This is a genomic window from Pseudomonas sp. MUP55 (assembly GCF_034043515.1).
Taxonomy (GTDB): Bacteria; Pseudomonadota; Gammaproteobacteria; order Pseudomonadales; family Pseudomonadaceae; genus Aquipseudomonas.
On the sequence record NZ_CP138214.1, the window covers coordinates 5,861,156 to 5,884,758 of the forward strand.

Genomic DNA, 23,603 nt, shown 5'->3' on the forward strand with positions numbered 1-23,603 from the left:
TCTGCCTCGACACTGCAAGGCATTCATGAGCCTGCGGAGAACACTGATGCTGACAATCTATTCGCACGATCACCACCTGCACCACGGCCGTTGTGAGCTGATGGACGGGCGACTGATGCCCTGCTTCGAAATGCCGTCGCGCGCAGACCACGTGCTGCAACGGGTCAACGATCGCGCACTGGGTCCGGTGCAGCCGCCTCGCGACTTTGGCCTGGGGCCGCTGGAACGCGTCCACAGCTCGGACTACCTGGCGTTCTTCAAGGGTGCCTGGGAGCGCTGGACCGCCTTCGGTGAGGACGGCGACCTGCTGCCCTACACCTGGCCCGCCCGCACCTTGCGCCAGATCCTGCCCACCAGTCTGCACGGCCAGCTGGGCTACTACAGCTTCGACGGCGGCGCGCCGATCACCGCCGGCACCTGGCAGGCCGCCTACAGTGCCGCGCAAGTGGCGCTGACCGCTCAAGCGGCGATCCAGCATGGCGCCCACAGTGCCTTTGCGCTGTGCCGGCCACCGGGGCATCACGCCGCCAGCGACTTGATGGGCGGCTATTGCTACCTCAACAACGCCGCCATCGCTGCACAGGCGTTTCTCGACCAGGGCCAGCGCAAGGTCGCGATCCTCGATGTCGACTATCACCACGGTAACGGCACCCAGTCGATTTTCTACGCGCGCAGCGATGTGCTGTTCACGTCGATCCATGGCCATCCGGAAGCGGAGTTTCCGTTCTTTCTCGGCTATGCCGATGAGCCCGGCGAGGGAGATGGCCAAGGGTTCAATTTCAACTACCCACTGCCCGCCGGCTCCGGCTGGGACACCTGGAGCGCCGCGCTGGAAGAGGCCTGCCAAGAAATCCACAGCTATGGCGCCGACGTCATCGTGGTGTCGCTGGGCGTCGACACGTTCAAAGACGACCCGATCTCGCAGTTCAAGCTCGACAGCCCGGATTACCTGGCCATGGGCCGCCGCATCGCACGCCTGGGCAAGCCCACGCTGTTCGTGATGGAAGGCGGCTACGCGGTGGAAGAAATCGGCATCAATGCCGTCAACGTACTCGAAGGCTTCGAACAAGAGGTAGCGGCCCAATGAAAGCGCTCACATCCCTGGCCTTGTGCACGGCCCTGCTGGCCGGTGCCGTGCAGGCCGAAGAAAAAACCCTGAAGGTCTACAACTGGTTCGACTACATCACGCCCAAGGCGCTTGAGGATTTCAAGGCGCAGAACCCGGCCATCAAACTGGTCTACGACATCTTCGACACCAACGAAGCCCTGGAAGCCAAGCTGCTGACCGGCAACGCCGGCTATGACGTTGTGGTGCCGTCCAACGTGTTCCTCGCCAAGCAAATCGAGGCTGGCGTCTTCCAACCGCTGGATCGCAGCCAACTGCCCAATTGGAACCACCTCGATCCCAAATTGATGAAGCTGATCGAAGCCAACGATCCCGGCAATAAATTCGCCGTGCCTTACATGTACGGCACCATTCTCATTGGCTTCAACCCGGCCAAGGTCAAGGCCGCGCTGGGCGACAATGCGCCCGTGGACAGCTGGGACCTGATCTTCAAGGAAGAGAACATCAGCAAGCTCAAGCAGTGCGGCGTGGCGCTATTGGACTCGCCCTCGGAAATCCTGCCGCTGGCCCTGCAGCACCTGGGCCTGGACCCCAACAGCAGCAACCCCAAGGACTACGCCAAGGCCGAAGCGTTGCTGATGAAGATCCGTCCATACATCACCTATTTCCATTCGTCCAAGTACATGGCCGATATCGCCAACGGTGACATCTGTGTGGCGGTGGGCTATTCGGGCAGTTTCTCCCAGGCTGCCAACCGGGCCAAGGAAGCCAAGAATGGCGTGACCGTCGACATGCGCCTGCCCAAGGAAGGCGCGCCGATCTGGTTCGATATGCTCGCCATCCCTAAAGGCGCGCAGAATCCGCAGGACGCCTACACCTTTATCAACTACCTGCTGCAACCCCAGGTGATCGCCCCCATCAGCGACTTTGTCGGCTACCCCAACCCGAACAAAGACGCGACCGAACACGTGGACCCGGCGATTCGCAACAACCCGAACCTGTACCCCACCGACGCAGCCATGGCCACGCTCTACACCCTCAACCCCCTCGGCCGGGAAGCGGAGCGGGCCAGGACGCGGGCGTGGAGCAAGATCAAATCGGGACGCTGAGACGCAGCGCTCAGTCCGCCCAGGCCTGGCGTAGACGCGCCAACGCTTGAGCGATAGCCGCAGGCGGCACGGCGGCGAAGCCCAACACCAGGCCTGCCTGGGCGTCCGTCGGGCCGGTGGGGCCGGGCAACCAGTAGCGGCTCAGGGCGTTGACCTCAACGCCCACCGCCTCAGCCTTGGCCACCAAGGCCTGCTCGCGCTCGAGGCTGTCGACCTTGACCATCAAATGCAGCCCCGCCGTCATTGCCGGCAAGCTCCCAAGGCCAGCTACGTTCTGCGGCCAGCCCGCCAGCACCGCGTCCCGGCGAGTCGATGCCGCGCGGCGCATGCGCCGGATATGCCGCTGGAAATGCCCGGCCGCCATGAACTCGGCCATTACCGCCTGGGTGCTGATCTCCGAATGCCGCACATCCACTGCCCGCCGCTGGGCAAAGGCCTGCATCAGGCCCGCTGGCAGCACCAGGTAACCCAGACGCAGGGCCGGGAACACCACCTTGCCGAACGTGCCCACATACAGCACGCGCCCACTGCGGTCCAACGCGGCCAAAGGGGACAACGGCGCGCCGCTGTAGCGGTACTCGCCATCGTAATCATCTTCGACGATCCACCCATCGTTACGCTCGGCCCACGCCAGCAGCTCCAGGCGCCGAGCCAGGCTCATCACCACTCCGGTCGGGTATTGGTGGGATGGCGTGACATAGGCCAGGCGGCAGCCCTTCAATTGGGACAGCGCATCGCAATCGAGGCCCTCGGCATTCACCGACACGCCCTGCAGGTTTGCCCCGGCGATGGCGAAGGCGTGTCCGGCTGCGCGATAACCTGGGTCTTCAACCGCCACGTCGTCGCCCGGCTCCACCAACAGCTGTGCACAAAGGCTGATGGCCTGCTGCGCGCCACTGGTGATCACAATTTGCTCAGCGCCGCACTGCAAGCCCCGGGCGCTGCGCAAGTAAGCAGCGATCAACCCGCGCAGACGCCAGTCACCGGCCGGGTCGCCGTAACAGAGGTGCTGCAGGTCTGGCCGGCGCCAGAATGCCGCATTCAGCTTGGCCCACAGCGCAAAGGGAAACAGATCGAAGGCCGGCACGCCCACCCTGAACGCCCGTGGCGGGCCGCTGGGAGGAGTGGACAAATGGTGCTGGTCCAGGCGCTCCAGCGCCGAGCTGTGGATAACTTTACCGTTTGAAAAGCCGGCTGAGTCTGGCGATTTTGTGGATAAACCTGGGGATAAGCCTGTTGATAAGCCTGTGGATGGTTTTGTGGATAATTTTCCTCCACGTGCCGGGTTCTGCGGCAAGTGCGCAACGTAAGTGCCGTCACCTACGCGCGCTTCGATAAACCCCTCGGCGTACAGTTGGTCATAGGCCCGCACCACGCTGTTGCGGGAAATCGCCAGGGCGGCGGCCAGGTCGCGACTGGCGGGCAACCGCGTGCCACCGACCAGTCGCCCGTCCAGCACACGCTCGCGCAATGCCTGGTACAGCTGGCGTGTCAGTCCCTGGCGGCGATCCAGTTCAATGCCGGCGGGGTTGAAAGACAGCGGTGGTTCTATCGGCGACATGAACATTGGACCTATGAAATTGACCCTAGATGGCTCTTACATCGGGCCATTAGCCTGCCTAGGATGCTGGCATTCGCCAAGGAAAATATTCATGTACACACCCAGCGCCTTTGCCCTCGACGATTTGCCCGAACTGCAGCAGCTGATCCAGCACACTCGCCTGGCGCAGCTGGTGACCATGGGTGATCAGGGCTTGCAAGCCAGCCACCTGCCCCTGCTGCTCAACCCGGACGAAGGCCCGAACGGCACGCTCTACGGGCACCTGGCCAAGGCCAATCGGCAGTGGCAGGACTTGCGCAACGGCAGCGATGCCCTGGTGATCTTCGCGGGCGCCGAGGCCTATATCAGCCCGACGTACTACCCGACCAAGGCCGAGCACGGCAAAGTGGTGCCGACCTGGAACTACCTGGCGGTGCACGCCTACGGCAAGGCCGAGGTGTTCACCGACGCCGAGCGCCTGCTTGGGGTGGTCAGTGCGCTGACCGATCGCCATGAACACGGTCGCGACCGGCCGTGGAAAGTCAGTGACGCGCCGGCCGACTATATTGACGGCATGCTCAAGGCCATCGTCGGTTTTGCATTGCCTATCGATCGCTTGATCGGCAAACGCAAGCTCAGCCAGAACCGCAGCCCGGCCGACATCGCTGGCGTACGCAATGGTCTGGCCACCAGCGCGGATGTTCGTGACCAGACCCTCGCCCGTTTTATTCCCCAAGGAGCCCCAGAATGAGCCCGATCGATATCCGCCCCGTCAGCGCCGCCGACCACACCGCATGGTTGCCGCTGTGGCAAGCGTACCTGACGTTCTACAACACCCAATTGCCGGACGCGGTCAGCCAAAGCACGTGGCAACGCCTGATCGATGCCAGCGAGCCGACCCATTCCGCCTTGGCCTGGCAGGACGGCAAGGCGGTGGGCATGGTCAACTTCATCTACCATCGCTCCAACTGGAGCATCGAGAACTCCTGCTACTTGCAGGACCTGCTGGTGGACCCGGCCCAACGCGGTACCGGTGTCGGTCGTAAACTGATCGAATTCGTCTACGCCACCGCCAAGGCAGACGGTTGCGGCAAAGTGCACTGGCTGACCCATGAAACCAACGCCACCGCGATCCAACTCTATGAGCGCATCGCCGAACGCCCAGGTTTCATTCAATTTCGCAAAGCCCTTTAAGGAGCGCAGCATGACCACCTCCCTCGCTGATTGGAACGGCGTTCCGGCGCCCACGGCTCAAGTGCTCGAAGGGCGCTTTATCCGCCTGGTGAAACTCGATCCCACGCGCGACGCCGATCAACTGTGGCAGGCCCTGGCAGGTCCCGGCGCCGACCCTAAATTGTGGGACTACCTGCCTTACGGCCCGTTTGCCGATCGCGCCGCATTCGGTGCCTGGCTGAACAGACACGCCGCCAACACCGACCCGTATTTGTTCAGTGTGGTCGACCGCGCCAACGATCAGGTGCAGGGCATCCTCAGTTTGATGTCCATCGTCCCAGCCCAGGGCCGTATCGAGATCGGCCATGTCACCTTTGGCGCGCCGATGCAGCGCTCGCCGAAAAGCACCGAGGCGGTCTACCTGCTGGCCAAATATGCGTTCGACCTGGGCTACCGCCGCCTGGAGTGGAAGTGCAACAACGACAATGCCCGCTCTCGCTACGCCGCCGAGCGCCTGGGTTTCAGTTTTGAGGGGGTGTTCCGTCAGCACATGGTGGTCAAGGGCCAGAACCGCGATACGGCGTGGTTCTCAATGCTGGATTCGGAATGGCCGGCGATTGATGCAGGGTTTGAACAGTGGCTATCGGACGCTAACCAGACCGGCTCCGGACAGCTGAAAACCCTGGCCGAGTGCAGACATTGAAACGCTGACAGGGAGGGACGTGCGCGATGCCGCTGTAGGAGCGAGCTTGCTCGCGAAAAAAAGCCCAGGCAACACGTTCACTCTGGATAAAACGTGAGGCCCGGGTTCTTCGCGAGCAAGCTCGCTCCTACATAAAGCCTTAGCTGACTGGGATCAGGTGTTTGGCCAGCACCGCGATATGCTCCGGCCCGATCCCGCAGCAGCCGCCCAGGTGGCTGGCACCGCGGGCCTGCCAATCGGCCGCCCAGTGCAGATAGCCGGGCGGGTCGAGGTCGTCGCGCAGCGGGTCGAGGCCATCGTTGGCCGTGGCTTCCTTGGGCTGCGGCGGGAACGCGTTGGCGTAGGCACCGATCTGGATCGCCACGCCAAGGCGCTCGAAGGTCTGGCGAGCAGCGTCAATCGCCGCGCCGATCACTTCGGGCTGGCTGCAGTTGAACAGCAGTACCTCAACCCCCAACTGCGCCGCCGCTTCGGCCGCGTCCGCCACCGGTTCGCCTGAGCGCAGGCGTGGCACTTCGTCCGTGTCCTCATCCTTCAAGGTAAAAGACAGCCAAAGCGGTTTGCCGTCCTCCGGCAGCCCAGCCTTAATCGCTCGCGCCTCGGCGATGGAGCTCTGGGTTTCCGCCAGCCACAGGTCGACATGGGGTGCCAGGCCGTTCACCAGCGGCGTCAGCAATTCACTCACTCGCCCAGCCTCGAACAGATCCGGCCGATAGGAACCGAACAGCGGCGGCAATGAACCGGCCACCCGTACTGCTTGGCCAGAAGCCTCTACCGCACGGCGGGCCAATTCTCCGGCGAGGGCCGCCAGGGCCTGGCCTTCGGCGGCGAACCGCGCCTCACCGATATGAAAGGGCACAACGGCGTAGCTGTTACTCGTGATCACGTTGGCGCCGCTCTGGATATAGGCCGCGTGCACCGCCTCCACCGCCTGCGGTGCTTCGCTCAACGCCAGCGCCGACCACTCAGGCTGCCGGAACGGCGCGCCACGGCGTTGCAGCTCACGGCCCATGCCGCCATCGAGAATTACTGTACGGTGTGCGCTCATATAGCTTTTACTCATATGCTTATGAAAATAACTCACTATGAGAGTCGTTCTTATAACTATTTAATACGCACCAACCGGTTCATAACAACTCTTTTTTATTCAGGTGTCTGCTTTGAAACTTAAACCGCTATTGGCCCTGGGCCTGACGATGCTCGCTGCCTCCACCCAGGCCTTCGGCGGTGCGACCCTGGACCGGATCGAGCAAAAGAAAGAGCTGGTGGGTGTGCTGATGGAAAGCTATCCGCCGTTTTCGTTTCTCAACGAGCAAAACCAGCTCGACGGCTTTGACGTCGATGTGGCCAAGGCCGTCGCGCAGAAACTGGGCGTGAAGCTTCGTCTGGAAACCCCTTCCTGGGACGTGATCGCCGCGGGCCGTTGGAGCGGGCGCTACGACATCTGTATCTGCTCCATGACCCCAAGCAAGGCCCGCGCCGAAGTGTTTGATTTCCCGGTGCAGTACTACGCCTCGCCTGCGGTGATCGTGGTCAACGCCAAGGATGACCGCATCCACGGCGCCAAGGACCTGAGCGGCAAGAAAGTCGGCTTGACCAGCGCGTCGAGCTACGAGAGCTACCTGAACAAGAACCTGGTGATCGAAGGCGCCGAAGACACGCAACTGCAGTACCCGTTCGAGGACGTGCAGATTGCCCCGTACGACACCGACAACGTGGCCTTCCAGGACCTGGGCCTGGGCGCCGGCGTGCGCCTGGATGCGATCCTCACCAACCTGGTCACCGCGCAGCCGCGCCTGACCGCCGACAAGCGTTTCAAGCTGGCCGGCGAGCCGCTCTACTCGGAGCCCAACTCGGTCGCCATCGAGAAAGGCGACCCTCAGTGGGACAGCAAAGTGCGTGAGGTCTTCGCCCAGCTCAAACAGGACGGCACCTTGAGCAAGCTGTCGCAAAAATGGATCGGCGCCGACATCAGCCAATGACAGCGTTCCCGACCCCACCCCAACCACCGGTAACCGCGTCACGGCTGCGGCGGCTGTTGGGCTTTCGTACACGGTTGTACCTGACCTGGGCCGCACTGTTCTGCCTGTTCGCCAGCTTCTTTCTGAGCTTTGACCTGAAGTTCTCGATCATCCTCGACAAGCTGCCCAACCTGGTCGGGGTGCACCTGGCGCCGAACGGCTTTATGCAAGGCGCGGCGCTGACGCTGTTTTTGTGCGTGTGCTCGATCGGGGTGTCGTCGGTGCTGGGGTTTGTCACCGCATTGGGGCGCTTGTCGAAAAGCGCGGTGGCCTTCGGCATCGCCACGTTCTACGCGTCGTTCTTTCGCGGTACGCCGCTGCTGATCCAGATCCTGCTGATTTACCTGGGCCTGCCGCAACTGGGCCTGGTACCCGGCGCAATCGTCGCCGGGATCATCGCGCTGTCGCTCAATTACGGCGCGTACCTGAGCGAAATCTTCCGCGCCGGCATCCTCGGCGTGCCCCATGGCCAACGGGAAGCCGCACTGGCGCTGGGCATGCGCGACAGCGCGATTTTCTGGCACGTCACCCTGCCCCAGGCGATGCGCACCATCGTCCCGCCGGCCACCAACCAGTTCATCTCGATGCTCAAGGACTCCTCGCTGATCTCGGTGATGGGCGTGTGGGAAGTGATGTTCCTCGCGCAATCCTATGGCCGCTCAAGCTACCGCTACATCGAAATGCTCACCACCGCCGCGATCATCTACTGGGTGATGTCTCTTGGCCTGGAACTGATCCAGGCACGCATGGAGCGCCATTACGGCAAGGGCTATGTACGGCGCGGTTGAGCCTTAGTGAACATTGCGCCGAACCTGGAACGGGTTTCCATGAAAGACAGACCCGCCAGCACGAGCCTCGTTTTTTATCGCGCCGCAGTAGAGACATGTCCCGCATAGCAGTGACCCGCGACCTGACAGTTATCGCGAGGTCATCTCGCTAAATTTTCCGCCTCGTCAATCTGAGGTTGGAATCCCATGCCAGTTCTACAAAAAACACGCGTGATGGCGGTCGCCCTGCTCGTTGCGCTCGCCAGTATTCAACATGTGCACGCTCGGGGGGATATGCCGCCCGAACAACCCCCAACCAGGTTCAAGCCCTACTACCCACCACTCCCAGGGTTTGAGCTGGACCTGAACGATTATGCCCCGCCAGCCCCCATTCCCGTCCCGACCCATTTCTATCTGGCATCCGGGGCCACTTCCTACAACGGCCTGCAGTTCGCCCAAGGCATCGACACCCAGCTGGCGGCGCTGCGCGACTCTGGTGGCTTGACCATCGAGCAAAAAAACCAGCTGCGTGAACTTCAATTGCTTTTGGCCAGCCAGCCCGCCGGCGAACTCGGCACCGCCCTGGAGCAACTGGCCGGCAGCCAGAACGCCAACCTGGCTGCTGCCACGCAAAAGAGCAGCGGGCAGGTCAGCGCCGGCTTGCTGTCGGCGCTGCGTGGAATGCCAGACCAGGAGCAAGGTCGTTTCTGGGTCCAGGGCTTGGGGCACAGCAGCCACCTCGAAGGGCTGGAGGGCAGCCAGAATATGAAACAAGGCCTGCGCGGCTTACTGATCGGCGTCGACTGGTCGCTGGACTCGGCCTGGCGGATGGGTGTGGTAGGCGGCCGCTCTTCAAGCACTCAGAACGCGAGACGCTTTCAGGCCACGGTGGACAGCTGGCATCTGGGCGGCTATGCAGTGCGCCAGGATGGCCCGCTGGCCTTGCGGCTGGGCGTGATCCACAGTCGTCATGATGGCAATAACCAGCGCAACATCGACATCGCCTTTCTTGACTACCAGCAGCATCTCAAGGGACGTTACAGCGCCCAGAGCCAGAACGCATTTGCCGAAGCGGGCTATAAGCTTGGCAATGACACCTTCAACGCCGAGCCGTTTGCCAGCGTCGGTTACCAGCGTTATCAGCGTGACGGTTTCAGGGAAACCGGTGGCGAGGCAGCGCTGAATGTCGGTGCGCAAACCCAGGAGAATTTCAACAGCACCCTGGGGGTGCGCCTGGCGACGGTGCATCGCTTCGATAATCAGATGAGCCTGACGCCGCACTTGAGCGCCCAATGGAAACACCTCTATGGCGACGTGAGCAGCCGCGTTCATCAGTCCTCGCGCCTGATCGGCCTGGACGGCACGGAAGGTATGAACAGCCGGTTCGCTATCCGTGGCGCAGCACTGGACCGTGACAGCCTTGGGCTGAGCGCCGGTCTGGATCTGGCGCTGTCGTCCCAACACACCCTGGGCCTCACCTATACCGGGGAAGCCGGCAGCAGCAGCCGCAGCCAGGGTTTGACAGGCCATTGGCGGATGGAATTCTGATGCCAACCTGCTGAAGTCCGCGAGGCAGCCGGCCTGTTCGCAAATCCCAGGCAAAAAAAAGGAGGGCACCTGCCCCCCCGAGGATTAAGCGGTAATGTCGAAGGCTGAATCAGCCTTCGATTTCAATCAGGATTTCGCCAGGGTTCACCCGGTCGCCCTTGGCCACGTGCACGGCGCTTACCTTGCCGGCAATCGAGGCCTGCACTTCGGTTTCCATCTTCATGGCTTCGGTGATCAGCACGGCCTGGCCGGCCTTGACCACGTCGCCTTCCTTGACCAGCACGTCGACGATATTGCCCGGCATCGCCGTGCTGACATGGCCCGGCTCGGTGGCGTGCTTGCGCTTGCTGCCGCCGCTGCTGACAAACTCGTTGAGCGGTTCGAACACCACTTCTTCGGGCATGCCGTCGATGGACAGGTAGAAGTGACGCTTGCCTTCGGCTTTCACACCGACACCGGTGATGTCGACGCGGTAGCTTTCACCGTGCACATCGATGACGAATTCGGTCGGCACGCCTTCGCCACCGGCACGGGCCACGCCACCGGCTTCCGGGATCGGCAGCAGCACTTCGGGCGCCAGGGTGCCAGCGTCGCGCTCTTCGAGGAACTTGCGGCCGATGTCCGGGAACATGGCGTAGGTCAGCACGTCTTCTTCGGACTTGGCCAACGCACCGATTTCACCGCGCAGCTTGGTCATTTCCGGCTTGAGCAGGTCGGCCGGGCGCACGTCGATCACCTCTTCGCTGCCGATGGCCTGGCGCCGCAGTTTTTCATTCACCACGCCCGGCGCCTTGCCGTAGCCGCCTTGCAGGTAGAGCTTCACTTCGTTGGTGATGGTCTTGTAGCGCTCACCGGCCAGCACGTTGAAAAACGCCTGGGTGCCGACGATCTGCGAGGTTGGGGTGACCAGCGGTGGAAAGCCCAGGTCTTCGCGCACGCGGGGGATTTCGGCGAGCACTTCGCTCATGCGGTTCAGAGCACCCTGCTCTTTCAACTGGTTGGCCAGATTGGAAATCATCCCGCCGGGCACCTGGTTGACTTGCACGCGGGTGTCGACGGCGGTGAATTCGCTTTCGAACTGGTGGTATTTCTTACGCACGGCGTAGAAGTACAGGCCGATTTCCTGCAGCAGCTCCAGGTCCAGGCCGGTGTCGAATTCGCTGCCCTTGAGGGCGGCAACCATCGACTCGGTGCCCGGGTGGCTGGTGCCCCAGGCGAAGCTGGAGATGGCGGTGTCGATGTGGTCGGCGCCGTTTTCGATGGCCTTGAGTTGGCACATCGCGGCCAGCCCGGCGGTGTCGTGGGAGTGGATGAAAATCGGCAGGCTCTGCTCGGCTTTCAGGGCCTTGACCAGCTCGCCGGTGGCATAGGGCGTCAGCAGGCCGGCCATGTCCTTGATCGCGATGGAGTCGCAGCCCATGGATTCCAGCTGCTTGGCCTGGGCCACAAAGGCCTCGACGGTGTGCACCGGGCTGGTGGTGTAGGCGATGGTGCCCTGGGCGTGTTTGCCGGCAGCCTTGACCGCTTCGATGGCCACGCGCAGGTTACGCACGTCGTTCATGGCATCGAAGATGCGGAACACATCGATACCGTTGACGGCAGCCTTGGCGACAAACGCTTTGACCACGTCGTCGCTGTAGTGGCGATAGCCCAGCAGGTTCTGGCCGCGCAGCAGCATTTGCAGACGGGTGTTGGGCAACGCGGCGCGCAATTTGCGCAGGCGCTCCCACGGGTCTTCTTTCAGGAAGCGCACGCAGGCGTCGAACGTCGCACCGCCCCACACTTCCAGGGACCAGTAGCCGACTTTGTCGAGCTTGTCGCAGATCGGCAGCATGTCGTCAGTGCGCATGCGGGTCGCCAGCAACGATTGGTGAGCGTCGCGCAGGATGGTGTCAGTAACGAAGATCTTTTTAGTCATTGGTATCTCCTCATAGCGGCAAGTTTCAAGCTACAAGCTGCAAGAAAAAGCCACTCTGCTTTTACTTGTAGCTTGCCGCTTGCAACTTGCCGCTGTTTATTCATAAACCCGCATGGGCGGCGATGGCGGCGGCGATGGCCAGGGCCAGCTCTTCGGGTTTGCGCTTGATCGAGTAGTTGGTCAGCTCAGGGTGGCTTTCCACAAAGCTTGTATTGAACTGGCCGCTGCGGAATTCCGGGTTGCGCAGGATTTCCTGGTAGTAGGCGGCGGTGGTCTTCACGCCCTGCAGGCGCATGTCGTCCAGGGCACGCAGGCCGCGGTCCATGGCTTCTTCCCAGGTCAACGCCCACACCACCAGTTTCAGGCACATGGAGTCGTAGAACGGTGGGATGGTGTAGCCGGTGTAGATCGCCGTGTCGGTGCGCACGCCGGGGCCGCCGGGGGCGTAGTAACGAGTGATCTTGCCGAAACTTGGCAGGAAGTTGTTCTTCGGGTCTTCGGCGTTGATACGAAACTGCAACGCGAAGCCACGGTGCTGGATGTCTTCCTGCTTGACCGACAGTGGAAGGCCCGAGGCGATGCGGATCTGCTCGCGCACGATGTCGATCCCGGTGATTTCTTCGGTGATGGTGTGTTCCACCTGCACCCGGGTGTTCATCTCCATGAAGTACACCTCGCCCTCGGCGAGCAAAAACTCCACGGTACCGGCGTTCTCGTAGCCCACAGCCTTGGCCGCGCGCACCGACAGGTCACCGATGTAGGCGCGCTGTTCCGGGGTGAGCTGGGGGCTTGGCGCGATTTCGATGAGTTTCTGGTTGCGACGCTGGATCGAGCAGTCGCGCTCGAACAGGTGCACCACGTTGCCAAAGCTGTCCCCGAGGATCTGCGCTTCGATGTGCTTGGGGTTGACGATGCATTTTTCCAGGAACACTTCCGCCGAACCGAAAGCCTTGGTGGCTTCGGAAATCACGCGGGGAAAGGCCTGCTCGAGTTCTTCGCGGCTGTTGCAACGACGAATACCGCGACCGCCGCCACCGGACGTGGCCTTGAGCATCACCGGGTAACCGATACGGTCGCCTTCGGTGAGGGCTTCGTGGATGTCGGCGACGTTGCCTTCGGTGCCCGGCGTGACCGGCACGCCGGCCTTGATCATGCTGCGACGGGCCTCGGTCTTGTCGCCCATGCGGCGAATCACTTCCGCCGACGGGCCAATGAACTTGACCCCACGTTCGGCGCAGATGTCCGCCAATTCGGCGTTTTCCGACAGGAAGCCGTAACCGGGATGCAGGGCATCACAACCGGTTTCCACGGCCAGGTTCACCAGCTTGCGCGGGTTCAGGTAACCGGCCAGGGGCTCGGCACCGATGCTATGGGCTTCGTCGGCACGCTTGACGTGCAACGCGTGGCGGTCGGCGTCCGAGTAAACCGCGACCGAGCGAATGCCCATCTCGGCGCAGGCACGCACGATTCGTACGGCAATTTCACCACGGTTGGCGATCAGGATCTTTTTTATCACTTGGAAATTCCCTTGAGCCGATTGCTGCGTTCTTCGACCCCCTGTAGCCGGGTCGGCGCGTGACCAAATGTTTCATGACAGTCGCGAGACACACACTATGCGCACGGGAGGATTAACAAAAATCAATAATTATTGGGTTGTGTATAAGTAAAGACTTATAGTTGGCCGGACGAATACCGGCACGAAGGGTTATCTAATGCGTAAGTCATTGATGCGTATGACATTGCGTCAGTTGCAGATCTTCAATGAAGTGTGTGATTTGCGCTCCTACAGCCGCGCAGCCGAGGAAATGTCCCTCACTCAGCCCGCCGTCAGCCTGCAAATTCGCCAACTCGAAGAGCTGCTCGGGCAGCCGTTGTTCGACTATGTCGGCAAAAAGCTCTACATGACCGAGGCTGCCGAAGCCTTGCAGCGGGCCAGCCGGGATATTTTCGGGCGTCTGGAAAACCTCGATATGCAGCTGTCGGACATGCAGGGCTCACTGCAAGGCCAGTTGAAGCTGGCGGTGGAGTCCAGCGCCAAATACTTCGTGCCGCACTTGTTCGCCGCCTTCAAGCGCCAGCACCCGGAGGTGCAATTGCACCTGACCGTGGTTAACCGCGCCCAGGTGATCCGTCGGCTTTCGGACAACCGCGACGACCTGGTGATCATGTCCATGGTGCCTCAGGACATGGGCCTGGAATTTCTGCCATTCCTGAACAACCCGATTGTCGCTGTGGCACTGCCGGACCATCCGTTGAGCCTGCAAGGGGCGCTGCGCCTGCAGGATCTGGAACCTTACACACTGCTGATCCGCGAACCCGGATCCGGCACGCGGCTGGCCTGCGAAGAGTACTTCAAGGAAAAACGCGTGCACTTCACCCAGACGGTGGAAGTGGCCTCGGCCGAGGCGCAGCGTGAGTGCGTGGTGGCAGGGTTGGGCGTGGCGCTGCTGACGCGCCACGCCCTGAACCTGGAACTGGCCACCGGCGGGCTCAAGGAGCTGCCGGTGGAAGAGCTGCCGCTGTACCGCAGTTGGTGCCTGGTGCAAGCCAAAGCCAAGCGGCTGTCACCGGTGGCCCATGCGTTCCTGGGCTTTATCCGCAGCGAACGGGTGCAGATCAGCGCGCTGGCTGAGCGCTTCGCTGGGCAGCCAAGGGTGCCTGCCAGTGCAGTTCCGGGTAGTCACTGATGCTCTGCTGCAGCTGACGCTGGTCGCAGCGGTCTTCGATTGCGCGACGGAACGCCATGCGGCGCTGGTCTTCCTGCTGACGACGGGTCTTTACGGTGCTGTTGCTGTCTTCGTAGGGCCGGGCCATTTGGAGTCTCCCAATGCGAGTACGGGGAGTACAGGATGGCCGCGAGGGATGACGGGGCGATGACAGTGGGATGAAGATTCTGGACACACAAAAGATGCAAATGTGGGAGGGGGCTTGCTCCCGATGGCGGAGTGTCAGTCACCAGATTTATTGACTGGCCTATAGCTATCGGGAGCAAGCCCCCTCCCACATTTAGATCTGTGTACAGTTCAGTCGTCGAGGGCTTTGACGGATTTTGGCGAGAGACGAAGGCTGCGCAAACTGCGCTTCACGCTCTTGAGGTGGTTGACCAGGCTTGGCCCACGGGCCATGGCAACGCCCATCGCCAGTACGTCGATCACCACCAGGTGTGCAATGCGCGAGGTCAGCGGCGTGTAGATTTCGGTGTCTTCGTGTACGTCGATCGCCAGGTTCACCGTGGACAATTCCGCCAACGGCGTCTGGCTTGGGCACAGGGTGATCAGCGAAGCGCCGCTTTCACGCACCAGGTTGGCCGTGATGAGCAGGTCTTTGGAGCGACCGGACTGGGAAATACAGATGGCCACGTCGGTGGGCTTCAAGGTCACCGCCGACATCGCCTGCATGTGCGGATCGCTGTAGGCCGCAGCGGTGAGCAGCAGGCGGAAGAATTTATGCTGAGCGTCAGCCGCTACTGCGCCGGAAGCACCAAAGCCATAGAACTCGACGCGCTGGGCCTGAGACATCGCGGTCACGGCCTTTTGCAACTCAACCGGGTCGAGCTTCTCGCGCACTTCCATGAGGGTATGCAAGGTGGTGTCGAAGATTTTCAGGCTGTAATCGGCGACCGAGTCGTCTTCATGGATCGCAAACTGGCCGAAGCTCGCACCAGCGGCCAGGCTTTGCGCCAACTTGAGTTTCAAGTCCTGGAACCCGGAGCAACCGATGGCGCGGCAGAAACGCACGATGGTCGGCTCGCTGATACCCACGCTGTGGGCCAGGTCGGCCATGGAACTGTGCATCACAGCCGCAGGGTCAAGCAGCACGTGATCGGCAACCTTGAGTTCCGATTTGCGTAACAGGTGGCGCGACTGGGCGATATGTTGCAACAGGTTCAAAGGGCAGGACTCTTGTTATTGGCAGACGCCAGGGATGTAGCAAGCTTGTAGTTATACTACAAGAAATGACTTTTTGCCTGCTGGATACGCAACTGAATCGACTCGACCCCGCCATTTTCTGGTGAATCCCAGGATGTAGCGACTGTGCGCATTTTTCTCTTAGATCCTTAAAAAAGACCCAGGCTCACTTCGACGCCACCCGGCCGCGGCGTCATCATCCAGGCACTACATAACTAGCGCATCCGCCATGACCGATTTTGAGAACCTGATTGCGCCGGGCTTGCGAGCCCGAAAACTCTCAATCCTGAAAGGTGAATTACATGAGCAGCGATGTGCGCACTGAGCAACAAGTCTGGGAGATACAGGAAGAAGCCAGGGGCCACTGGCAGGTCAATACCTCTAACGGGTTCATCACCATCAAAGGTGAAGTCAGCGTTGGCAATCTCTCGGCCACGCCGATCTTGATGGTGGCCCTGCAGCCTCTTATCGGTGACACACTTCAACTTCGTCTGGAAATACTCGAATCTCCTGGAGCCACCTTACCGATGGTGACTACAAAGAAGGTGGTTTTCAAACTGCACGATTGCCCTGGCATTTCCAGAATTACCATTGGCGGAACACTGATTGCCGTTTCCCGTGCGGCAGAGAACGTCCCACAATAAACATAACGTTTGTTACGCGAAATTAGCGGTCATTGCGCATGACCGCTTTTCCTTTAAAAAGACAAACCTGCCGCATTTTTGCGCAGTAACTCCACCAGCGCCGGCGCCTCCACCGGCCGGCTGATCAGATAGCCCTGCACCTCGTCGCAACCCTCGGCCCGCAGGAAATCCAGCTGCTGCTGGTCTTCCACGCCTTCGGCCACTACTTTGAGCGCCAGACCGTGGGCCATGGCAATGATCGCTCGGGTGATGGCGGCATCCTCACGGCCCTGGCCGAGGCCACGGATAAAGGTCTGGTCGATCTTCACGTAGTCCACCGGAATACGTTTGAGGTAGCTGAGGGATGAATAGCCGGTGCCAAAATCGTCGATGGCCAGCTTCACGCCCAGGTCGCGTAACTGCCGGAAGGTGACGATGATGTGCTCGACGCTGTCGAGCAGCTGGCTTTCGGTCAGTTCCAACTCGAGGTATTGCGGGTCCAGCCCGGTCTCGTCCAATACCTGGCGTACCAGGCTGACCAGCTTGCCCTGGCGCAACTGATGCACCGACAGGTTCACCGACACCCGAATCGGCTCCAACCCCTGACGCTGCCATTCACAGGCCTGCCAGCACGCCTGGCGCAACACCAACTCCCCCAGCGGCACGATCAGACCGGTTTCTTCGGCCAGACCGATAAAGTCCCCCGGCGGCACCAGGCCCCACTGCGGATGATCCCAACGCACCAATGCTTCGACTGCATTGAGTTTGCCGCTGGCCAGGCATAATTTGGGTTGGTAGAACACCGTGAGCTGGCGCTCGTCGATGGCTTTGCGCAGGTGGTTTTCCAGCTGCAAGCGCTCCAGGGTGCTGGCTTGCAGGCTGTCGGTGTAGAACTGGAAATTATTCCCGCCCAGGTGCTTGGCGTGCTGCATCGCCATATTCGATTGGCTGACCAGCGCGGAAATTTCCCGCGCATTGTCCGGCAGCAGGCTGACGCCCATGGACGCGCTCACCACCAGTTCATGCCCCTCCACCGTCACCGGCACGCGCAGTTTTGCCAGCAGCCGAGTTGCCACGCGCGCCAGGCTCGACAAGTTGCCGTAGGCGTCGAACAGTACAGCGAATTCATCACCGGACAGCCGCGCAATGGTGTCGGCCTCCGGCAGTGCGTTGATCAGGCGCCGCGCCATTTTCTGCAGCAACTGGTCGGCCACCTCATGCCCAAGGCTGTCGTTGAGCAGTTTGAAACGGTCCAGGTTGATGTGCAGCAGCGCCAGGCTGCGCCCACCCTGGCGCACGCGCTGATGGGCTTCGCGCAGACGTTCGCGAAACAGCGAACGGTTGGCCAGGCCCGTCAGCTCGTCGTAATGGGTGAGGTAGCGCATGCGCTCTTCGGACTCGCGTCGCGCGGACAGATCGGCGAAAAAGCCGACAATATGGCTGACATGGCCACGAACATCGCGCACCACGTTCAGTTGCAGCCACTGCGGGTACAGCTCGCCGTTCTTGCGCGTTTCCACCAGTTCACCCTGCCAGGTGCCGTGGCTGAGCAACGCCTGGTGAATCACCGGAAAGTGGCGCCGGGCATCGCGACTGCAGGGCAGCTCCACCACGTTGCGGCCGAGCATGTCGTCGCTGGCAAACCCGGTGACACGGCTGAACGCCTGGTTGACGGCGATCAGCACGTAGTTAGGGTCGAGAATCACGATGCCTTCGCTGGCCGCCTCGAATACCGTCGAGGCCAGCCGTTGCTGTTCTTCCAGGGCCTTGCTGGCACTGATGTCGCGGCGTGTGCCGAGCATGCGGATAACCCGCCCGTTGGACGAATGCTCTACCGCACGCCCGCGGTCCTCGATCCACACCCAGTGCCCGTCACCATGGCGTATCCGGTATTCCACCTGATAGTCCTCGCTGCGGCCTTTGAGATGCTCCACCAGCGCATGCTTGAGCAGTGGCAAGTCGTCTGGGTGCAGGCGCGGCTTGAGGTGCCTGAGCATCGCGGTGACATATTCGGGCTCCAGGCCGAACAGTTCCTTGAGCTGGGTGTGGTGCACCTCATCGGTTTGCAGGTTCCAGTCCCACAGGCCCAATTCACTGGCCTGCAGCGCCATGGCCAGGCGCGCCTCGCTTTTGTTCAGGGCGAGGCTGGCGGCGTCCAGCTCCTGGCTGCGCAGCGTCACACGGTCTTGCAGACCGACCTGGGCTTCACGCAATTCCTGTTCAACCTGACGGCGCTGCTCGACTTCGCGCATCAGTTCCTGATTCAACTGCTCGCTGCGTTGCTGCGCCTGCTGCAGATGCTCGATCAAGGCCTGGTTCTGGAAACGTCGCAGCAGCGCGCGCTGGATCAGGCGGTTGACCTGCCACGCGACCACACTCAAGGACGCCAGCAGGATCAGACCGAGTACGCCCCAACCCTGCTGCTGGGAGGTGCCGTTCCAGAACAGATAAATGATCGCCGGCAACAGGCACGGCAAGGCGAAGGACAGAAAGGCCCAAAGGCTGACGGCATACGCCACGCTGGCCGACAACGTCGCCGCGCCGATCAGGCCGAACACCCAGGCTTGTTGCATAAAGCTGTCGGTGGGTACCAAGGCAATGGCGGCGATCGACAGGGTCAAGCCGCTGACCGCCGAACCGAGCATGAACATGCGACGCCACACGGGCTGGGCCTGACGGCTGGGCATCGCCGAATCAAAGGCCGCCACCTGGATGACTCGCATCGCCACCAGCGCCAGCAACCAGACCAGCCAGATGCTGTCGAGCAGGTATTGCTTGGGGTTCCACAACAGCCAGGCGCAGACCAGGCCATTGACCAGCATCAACAGGGTCGGCAGCAACGAGCCCTGATACAGCAGGCGTGTGCGCTCGACCGCTATCTGGGTGGCGTAATGTTTGCGGATAACCTGCGCTGGCGCCGCCGAAGGGCCGAACAGGTCAGTGTTAAAGGTCATAGGCAGTGTTCTTATAATGGTGAGCCCGAAACGTCGACGGAGCATACACAAGCAAGCGCTCGGACCAAACCGCTCCCGGTCATAAAAAACCCCCGTCAGCTGAGCGCAAAGCGCTGTGCCAGACGGCTTGAACGAGACGCCACGCGGGCTCTGGCGCATGACTAACCGGTCATCCGCGCTCAGCGCAATGTTTGCCGCCCAGTGGTTTTATGTCGACCACCCGGCATTGGGATTTGCCCGTCTTCCCCCGGCACCCTAGAATGCGCCGATGCGCGATGATCTCTCCCTTTTGCTGAACTCCCTCAACGATGCCCAACGCCAGGCCGTAGCGGCCCCCGTTGGCCGTCAGTTGGTCCTGGCCGGTGCTGGCTCCGGTAAAACCCGAGTGCTGGTGCACCGTATCGCCTGGTTGATCCAGGTCGAGAACGCGTCCCCCCATTCCATCCTGTCGGTGACCTTCACCAACAAGGCGGCTGCCGAGATGCGCCATCGCATCGAGCAGTTGATGGGCATCAGCCCGGCCGGCATGTGGGTGGGCACCTTCCACGGCCTGGCGCACCGCCTGTTGCGAGCACATTGGCAGGAAGCGGGGCTGAGCCAGACGTTCCAGATCCTCGACAGCGACGATCAGCAACGTCTGGTCAAACGAGTGATACGCGAGTTGGGGCTGGATGAACAGCGCTGGCCGGCACGCCAGGCCCAGTGGTTCATCAACGGCCAGAAAGACGAAGGCCTGCGCCCGCAACATATCCAGGCCAGCGGTGACCTGTTCCTGGCCACCATGCGCAGCATCTACGAAGCCTACGAGGCGGCCTGCCTGCGCGCCGGCGTGATCGACTTCTCCGAGCTGCTGTTGCGCGCCCTCGACCTGTGGCGCGACAACCCCGGCTTGCTGGCCCATTACCAGAAGCGCTTCCGGCACATTCTGGTGGACGAGTTCCAGGACACCAACGCCGTGCAGTACGCCTGGTTGCGCCTGCTGGCCAAGGGTGGCGACAGCCTGATGGTGGTGGGCGACGACGACCAGTCGATCTATGGCTGGCGCGGCGCGAAAATCGAGAACATCTACCAGTACTCCGAAGACTTCCCGGACGCGCAAACCATTCGCCTCGAGCAGAACTACCGCTCCACCGCGGGTATTCTGAAGGCCGCCAACGCCTTGATCGCCAACAACACCGGGCGCCTGGGCAAAGAGCTGTGGACCGACGGCGGCGAAGGCGAAGCGATCAACCTGTACGCTGCGTTCAACGAGCACGATGAAGCGCGCTACGTGGTGGAAACCATCGAAAGCGCGCTGAAAACCGGCCTGGCACGCAGCGATATCGCCATTCTTTACCGCTCCAACGCCCAATCGCGGGTGTTGGAAGAAGCCTTGTTGCGCGAGCGCATCCCTTATCGCATCTACGGCGGCCAGCGCTTCTTCGAGCGTGCGGAAATCAAGAACGCCATGGCCTACCTGCGCTTGCTGGAAGGTCGCGGCAACGATGCGGCGCTGGAGCGGGTCATTAATGTCCCGGCCCGTGGCATCGGGGAAAAAACTGTCGAGGCCATTCGCGAGCACGCCCGCCATGCCGATGTGTCGATGTGGGAGGCCATGCGCCTGCTTATCGCCAATAAAGGCCTGACGGGCCGTGCGGCCGGTGCATTGGGCGTGTTTGTCGAATTGATCGAGAACCTTGCGGCCAAATGCGCGGAAATGCCCCTGCATTTGATGACCCAGACCGTGATCGAACAGTCCGGCCTGATCGCCTACCACGAGGCGGAGAAAGGCGAGAAAGGCCAGGCCCGGGTAGAAAACCTTGAGGAACTGGTCAGCGCCGCCCGCGCCTTCGAGAACACCGATGAAGATGAAGAGCTGACCCCGCTCGCCGCCTTCCTTGGCCATGCGTCGCTGGAGGCCGGCGATACCCAGGCTGACGAGCATGAAGACAGCATTCAGCTGATGACCTTGCACAGTGCCAAGGGCCTGGAATTCCCCTATGTGTTCCTGGTGGGCATGGAAGAAGGCCTGTTCCCCCACAAGATGAGCCTGGAAGAACCTGGCCGCCTTGAGGAAGAACGCCGCCTGGCTTACGTGGGCATTACCCGGGCCATGCAGAACCTGGTGATGACTTACGCTGAGACCCGACGCCTGTACGGCAGCGAAACCTACAACAAGGTGTCGCGCTTCGTACGTGAGGTGCCGAAGGGACTGATCCAGGAAGTGCGCCTGTCCAACAGCGTCAGCCGCCCGTTCGGCGGTGGTCAGCAGCAGAACTCCAGCACCCTGTTTGCCGGTTCCGAGATCCCGGAAACCGCGTTCAGCCTGGGCCAGCAGGTCCGCCATGCCATCTTCGGGGAAGGCGTGATCCTCAACTTCGAAGGCGCCGGTGCCCAGGCACGGGTGCAGGTCAACTTTGCCGAGGGCAGCAAGTGGCTGATGATGGGCTATGCGAAGCTTGAGGCGGTCTGAAACGACGGTAGGTGGCGAGGGAGCTTGCTCCCGCTGGGCTGCGCAGCAGCTGCAAAAACGGGCGCGCTGCGCACGCCAGCGGGAGCAAGCTCCCTCGCCACGTCAAGCCACCCCATGAAACACCGCGTAACATGAAGATTATAAGCTCACCCTTGTTTTAGACGAGCGCGGGCCAATATCTGTAATACGTCCTACAGACCGTTCTGAATCGGTCCTACGCAAAAGCCCGAAACATTATGCCGCTAGCCACTGTCACGACACCTGTGCAACATGGCGCGCGTGCAATCCACAAATGGGAATTCCCTTTATGAAACGTTTTCTTAGCATCGCCATGGCGTTGTGCATCGGCTTGACGATGAGCCTCGACGCCAACGCCAAACGCTTCGGTGGCGGCAAGAGCATGGGCTCGGCACCGACTCACCAAACCAGCCAGATGGCTCCATCCGCCGGTGCCGGCGGTGCTGCAGCTACCGCAGGCGCAGCCGGTGCCGCGGGCGCTGCTGCCAAGGCCGGCGGTGCTTCGCGCTGGTTGGGCCCGCTGGCCGGCATCGCCGCCGGTGGCCTGCTCGCGTCCATGTTCATGGGCGGCGGCTTCCAGGGCATGCAGATCTTCGACATCCTGATCCTGGCGGTTATCGCCTTTGTGATCTTCCGCTTCATCGCCGCCCGTCGCCGCAAGCAGCAGGAGCACCTGGCTCCGGCCGGCGCGCCGATGCAGCGCGAAGTGTTCGAGCAAAAGCCAGCCATGGGTTCGATCTTCGGCGGTTCGGCAGCCCCTGCCGCCGCCCGTCCGGTGATCAACGCACCGGCCTGGTTCAACGAAGAGCGTTTCGTGGAAGCGGCCCGCAACCACTTCCAGTCCCTGCAGCAGCATTGGGACGCCAACGAAATGGACAAGATCGCCGAGTTCGTGACCCCGCAACTGCTGGACTTCCTCAAGCGCGAACGCGCCGACCTGGGTGACGGTTTCCAGTCGACCTATATCGACGACCTGCGCGTACAGCTGGAAGGTGTGGATGATCGCGCCGACAAGACCATCGCCACCCTGACCTTCAGCGGCGTGTCGAAGACCTCGCGTTTCGACCAGGGCGAAGTGTTCAGCGAAAGCTGGAACATGGAGCGCGCCCAGGGCGACAACCAGCCATGGCTGGTCGCCGGTATCCGCCAGAACGGCTGAGACCTGAACGCCTGAACAAGCGGTAACGAAAACCCCGGACATGTCCGGGGTTTTCTATTTCACGGTTGCACTTATAGCGAGCTACTGTATAAAACGCCCCTATAAACCGCGCCATCTAGCAAGAGGATCCCGGCCGTGGAAGAAATCATCGAACAACTGCGTGAAGCCAACGAACCGGTTCCGGTTCCTTTGGAGCTACCTGACGAAGACCAACTGGTGGAAATCGAGGAACAACTGTTCATCGATATTCCGTTTGTGTTCCGCGAATTCCTGCTGACCGTCAGCGACGTGGTCTACGGCAGCCTTGAGCCGGTGACTGTCACCGACCCGCAATCGCACACCTACCTGCCGGACGTTGCCGCCAATGCCTGGGATGCCGGTGTAGACCGCAGCCTGATCCCGATCTGCCAGGACGGCGATGACTACTACTGCGTCGAAGAAGACGGCACCGTGGTGTTGTGGTGCGCCGAGGAAGAGCTGGTCCAGGAAGAAACCTGGGAATCGGTATGGCACTGGGCACGGGACGTCTGGCTGGAAAGCTGAGGCCTTTGCAGGCGTCGAGCTTGCTCGCGAGAAACCTGAGGGCGCCACGGGGTGTCAGGTTTCCCGCGTAATCGTTAACGATCTTTGCGAGCAAGCTCGCG

The 23,603-nt window shown here is 61.5% G+C and carries 20 protein-coding genes and 1 pseudogene; 13 read left to right on the forward strand and 8 right to left on the reverse strand.

What is annotated here, in order from left to right:
- Window positions 1–46: 46 nt before the first annotated feature.
- Both SC318_RS26515 and SC318_RS26520 read left to right on the forward strand, forming a co-directional pair.
- Complete coding sequence (locus SC318_RS26515; RefSeq protein WP_320429070.1) at window positions 47–1,087, forward strand: histone deacetylase family protein; 1,041 nt, start codon at window positions 47–49, stop codon at window positions 1,085–1,087.
- The gene (locus SC318_RS26520; RefSeq protein WP_320429071.1) at window positions 1,084–2,175 is read left to right on the forward strand and encodes a polyamine ABC transporter substrate-binding protein; all 1,092 of its coding nucleotides are present in this window, start codon (window positions 1,084–1,086) and stop codon (window positions 2,173–2,175) included. The genes SC318_RS26515 and SC318_RS26520 overlap by 4 nt, the downstream gene beginning before the upstream one ends.
- A 10-nt stretch (window positions 2,176–2,185) precedes the next feature.
- On the opposite strand, the gene SC318_RS26525 is transcribed toward SC318_RS26520, so the two are convergent.
- On the reverse strand, window positions 2,186–3,736 hold the full coding sequence (locus tag SC318_RS26525) for a MocR-like pyridoxine biosynthesis transcription factor PdxR (RefSeq protein WP_320429072.1): 1,551 nt from the start codon (window positions 3,734–3,736) through the stop codon (window positions 2,186–2,188).
- 91 nt (window positions 3,737–3,827) lie between these two features.
- On the opposite strand from SC318_RS26525, the gene SC318_RS26530 reads away from it, so the two are divergent.
- Genes SC318_RS26530 through SC318_RS26540 form a run of 3 tightly spaced genes read left to right on the forward strand, consistent with a single transcriptional unit; the run spans window position 3,828 to window position 5,591 of the window.
- Entirely contained in the window at window positions 3,828–4,466 is a 639-nt protein-coding gene (locus SC318_RS26530; protein WP_320429073.1) for an FMN-binding negative transcriptional regulator, read from the forward strand.
- Window positions 4,463–4,909: a GNAT family N-acetyltransferase gene (locus tag SC318_RS26535; RefSeq protein ID WP_320429074.1), complete on the forward strand. Its 447-nt coding sequence runs from the start codon at window positions 4,463–4,465 to the stop codon at window positions 4,907–4,909. Before SC318_RS26530 ends, SC318_RS26535 begins: the two co-directional genes overlap by 4 nt.
- Window positions 4,910–4,919: 10 nt before the next feature.
- Complete coding sequence (locus tag SC318_RS26540; protein WP_320429075.1) at window positions 4,920–5,591, forward strand: GNAT family N-acetyltransferase; 672 nt, start codon at window positions 4,920–4,922, stop codon at window positions 5,589–5,591.
- Window positions 5,592–5,730: 139 nt separating this feature from the next.
- Here SC318_RS26540 and SC318_RS26545 read toward each other — a convergent pair whose 3' ends face one another.
- Window positions 5,731–6,639 carry a homocysteine S-methyltransferase family protein gene (locus SC318_RS26545; protein WP_320429076.1) on the reverse strand — a complete coding sequence of 303 codons (909 nt, stop codon included), beginning with the start codon at window positions 6,637–6,639 and terminating at the stop codon, window positions 5,731–5,733.
- Between the two features lie 112 nt (window positions 6,640–6,751).
- Here SC318_RS26545 and SC318_RS26550 point away from each other — a divergent pair, with 112 nt between their 5' ends.
- From SC318_RS26550 to SC318_RS26560, 3 genes are all read left to right on the forward strand, one after another.
- Complete coding sequence (locus SC318_RS26550; RefSeq protein WP_320429077.1) at window positions 6,752–7,573, forward strand: ABC transporter substrate-binding protein; 822 nt, start codon at window positions 6,752–6,754, stop codon at window positions 7,571–7,573.
- On the forward strand, window positions 7,570–8,400 hold the full coding sequence (locus SC318_RS26555) for an amino acid ABC transporter permease (RefSeq protein WP_320429078.1): 831 nt from the start codon (window positions 7,570–7,572) through the stop codon (window positions 8,398–8,400). The genes SC318_RS26550 and SC318_RS26555 overlap by 4 nt, the downstream gene beginning before the upstream one ends.
- A 186-nt stretch (window positions 8,401–8,586) precedes the next feature.
- On the forward strand, window positions 8,587–9,927 hold the full coding sequence (locus tag SC318_RS26560; RefSeq protein ID WP_320429079.1) for an autotransporter outer membrane beta-barrel domain-containing protein: 1,341 nt from the start codon (window positions 8,587–8,589) through the stop codon (window positions 9,925–9,927).
- Between the two features lie 109 nt (window positions 9,928–10,036).
- Here SC318_RS26560 and oadA read toward each other — a convergent pair whose 3' ends face one another.
- Window positions 10,037–11,845, reverse strand: coding sequence for a sodium-extruding oxaloacetate decarboxylase subunit alpha (oadA, locus tag SC318_RS26565; RefSeq protein ID WP_320429080.1), 1,809 nt, complete (start codon window positions 11,843–11,845; stop codon window positions 10,037–10,039).
- A 100-nt stretch (window positions 11,846–11,945) separates the two neighbouring features.
- The gene (locus SC318_RS26570; RefSeq protein ID WP_320429081.1) at window positions 11,946–13,361 is read right to left on the reverse strand and encodes an acetyl-CoA carboxylase biotin carboxylase subunit; all 1,416 of its coding nucleotides are present in this window, start codon (window positions 13,359–13,361) and stop codon (window positions 11,946–11,948) included.
- Between the two features lie 196 nt (window positions 13,362–13,557).
- On the opposite strand from SC318_RS26570, the gene SC318_RS26575 reads away from it, so the two are divergent.
- Complete coding sequence (locus tag SC318_RS26575) at window positions 13,558–14,532, forward strand: LysR family transcriptional regulator (RefSeq protein ID WP_320429082.1); 975 nt, start codon at window positions 13,558–13,560, stop codon at window positions 14,530–14,532.
- Here the strand turns inward: SC318_RS26575 and SC318_RS26580 are convergent.
- Window positions 14,462–14,659: a PA3496 family putative envelope integrity protein gene (locus tag SC318_RS26580; protein WP_124388828.1), complete on the reverse strand. Its 198-nt coding sequence runs from the start codon at window positions 14,657–14,659 to the stop codon at window positions 14,462–14,464. The two genes, SC318_RS26575 and SC318_RS26580, sit on opposite strands and share 71 nt — an antisense overlap.
- A gap of 209 nt (window positions 14,660–14,868) precedes the next feature.
- Window positions 14,869–15,735, reverse strand: coding sequence for a transcriptional regulator HexR (gene hexR / locus SC318_RS26585; RefSeq protein ID WP_003177007.1), 867 nt, complete (start codon window positions 15,733–15,735; stop codon window positions 14,869–14,871).
- A 320-nt stretch (window positions 15,736–16,055) separates the two neighbouring features.
- Between hexR and SC318_RS26590 the strand changes: the two genes are divergently transcribed.
- Window positions 16,056–16,397 carry a hypothetical protein gene (locus tag SC318_RS26590; RefSeq protein ID WP_320429083.1) on the forward strand — a complete coding sequence of 114 codons (342 nt, stop codon included), beginning with the start codon at window positions 16,056–16,058 and terminating at the stop codon, window positions 16,395–16,397.
- Window positions 16,398–16,450: 53 nt separating this feature from the next.
- On the opposite strand, the gene SC318_RS26595 is transcribed toward SC318_RS26590, so the two are convergent.
- Window positions 16,451–19,330, reverse strand: a complete 2,880-nt coding sequence (locus tag SC318_RS26595; RefSeq protein ID WP_320429084.1) for an EAL domain-containing protein — start codon at window positions 19,328–19,330, stop codon at window positions 16,451–16,453.
- Between the two features lie 268 nt (window positions 19,331–19,598).
- Between SC318_RS26595 and uvrD the strand changes: the two genes are divergently transcribed.
- The 3 genes from uvrD to SC318_RS26610 all read left to right on the forward strand — a co-directional run bounded on the left by uvrD (window position 19,599) and on the right by SC318_RS26610 (window position 23,502).
- Window positions 19,599–21,782 carry a DNA helicase II gene (gene uvrD / locus SC318_RS26600; RefSeq protein WP_320429085.1) on the forward strand — a complete coding sequence of 728 codons (2,184 nt, stop codon included), beginning with the start codon at window positions 19,599–19,601 and terminating at the stop codon, window positions 21,780–21,782.
- Window positions 21,783–22,089: 307 nt separating this feature from the next.
- The gene (locus tag SC318_RS26605; RefSeq protein WP_124388831.1) at window positions 22,090–22,959 is read left to right on the forward strand and encodes a Tim44 domain-containing protein; all 870 of its coding nucleotides are present in this window, start codon (window positions 22,090–22,092) and stop codon (window positions 22,957–22,959) included.
- A 135-nt stretch (window positions 22,960–23,094) separates the two neighbouring features.
- Window positions 23,095–23,502: an SMI1/KNR4 family protein gene (locus SC318_RS26610; protein WP_320429086.1), complete on the forward strand. Its 408-nt coding sequence runs from the start codon at window positions 23,095–23,097 to the stop codon at window positions 23,500–23,502.
- A gap of 16 nt (window positions 23,503–23,518) precedes the next feature.
- Here the strand turns inward: SC318_RS26610 and SC318_RS26615 are convergent.
- A pseudogene (locus SC318_RS26615) lies at window positions 23,519–23,596 on the reverse strand (outer membrane lipoprotein carrier protein LolA); the annotation flags it as partial.
- Between the last annotated feature and the right edge of the window lie 7 nt (window positions 23,597–23,603).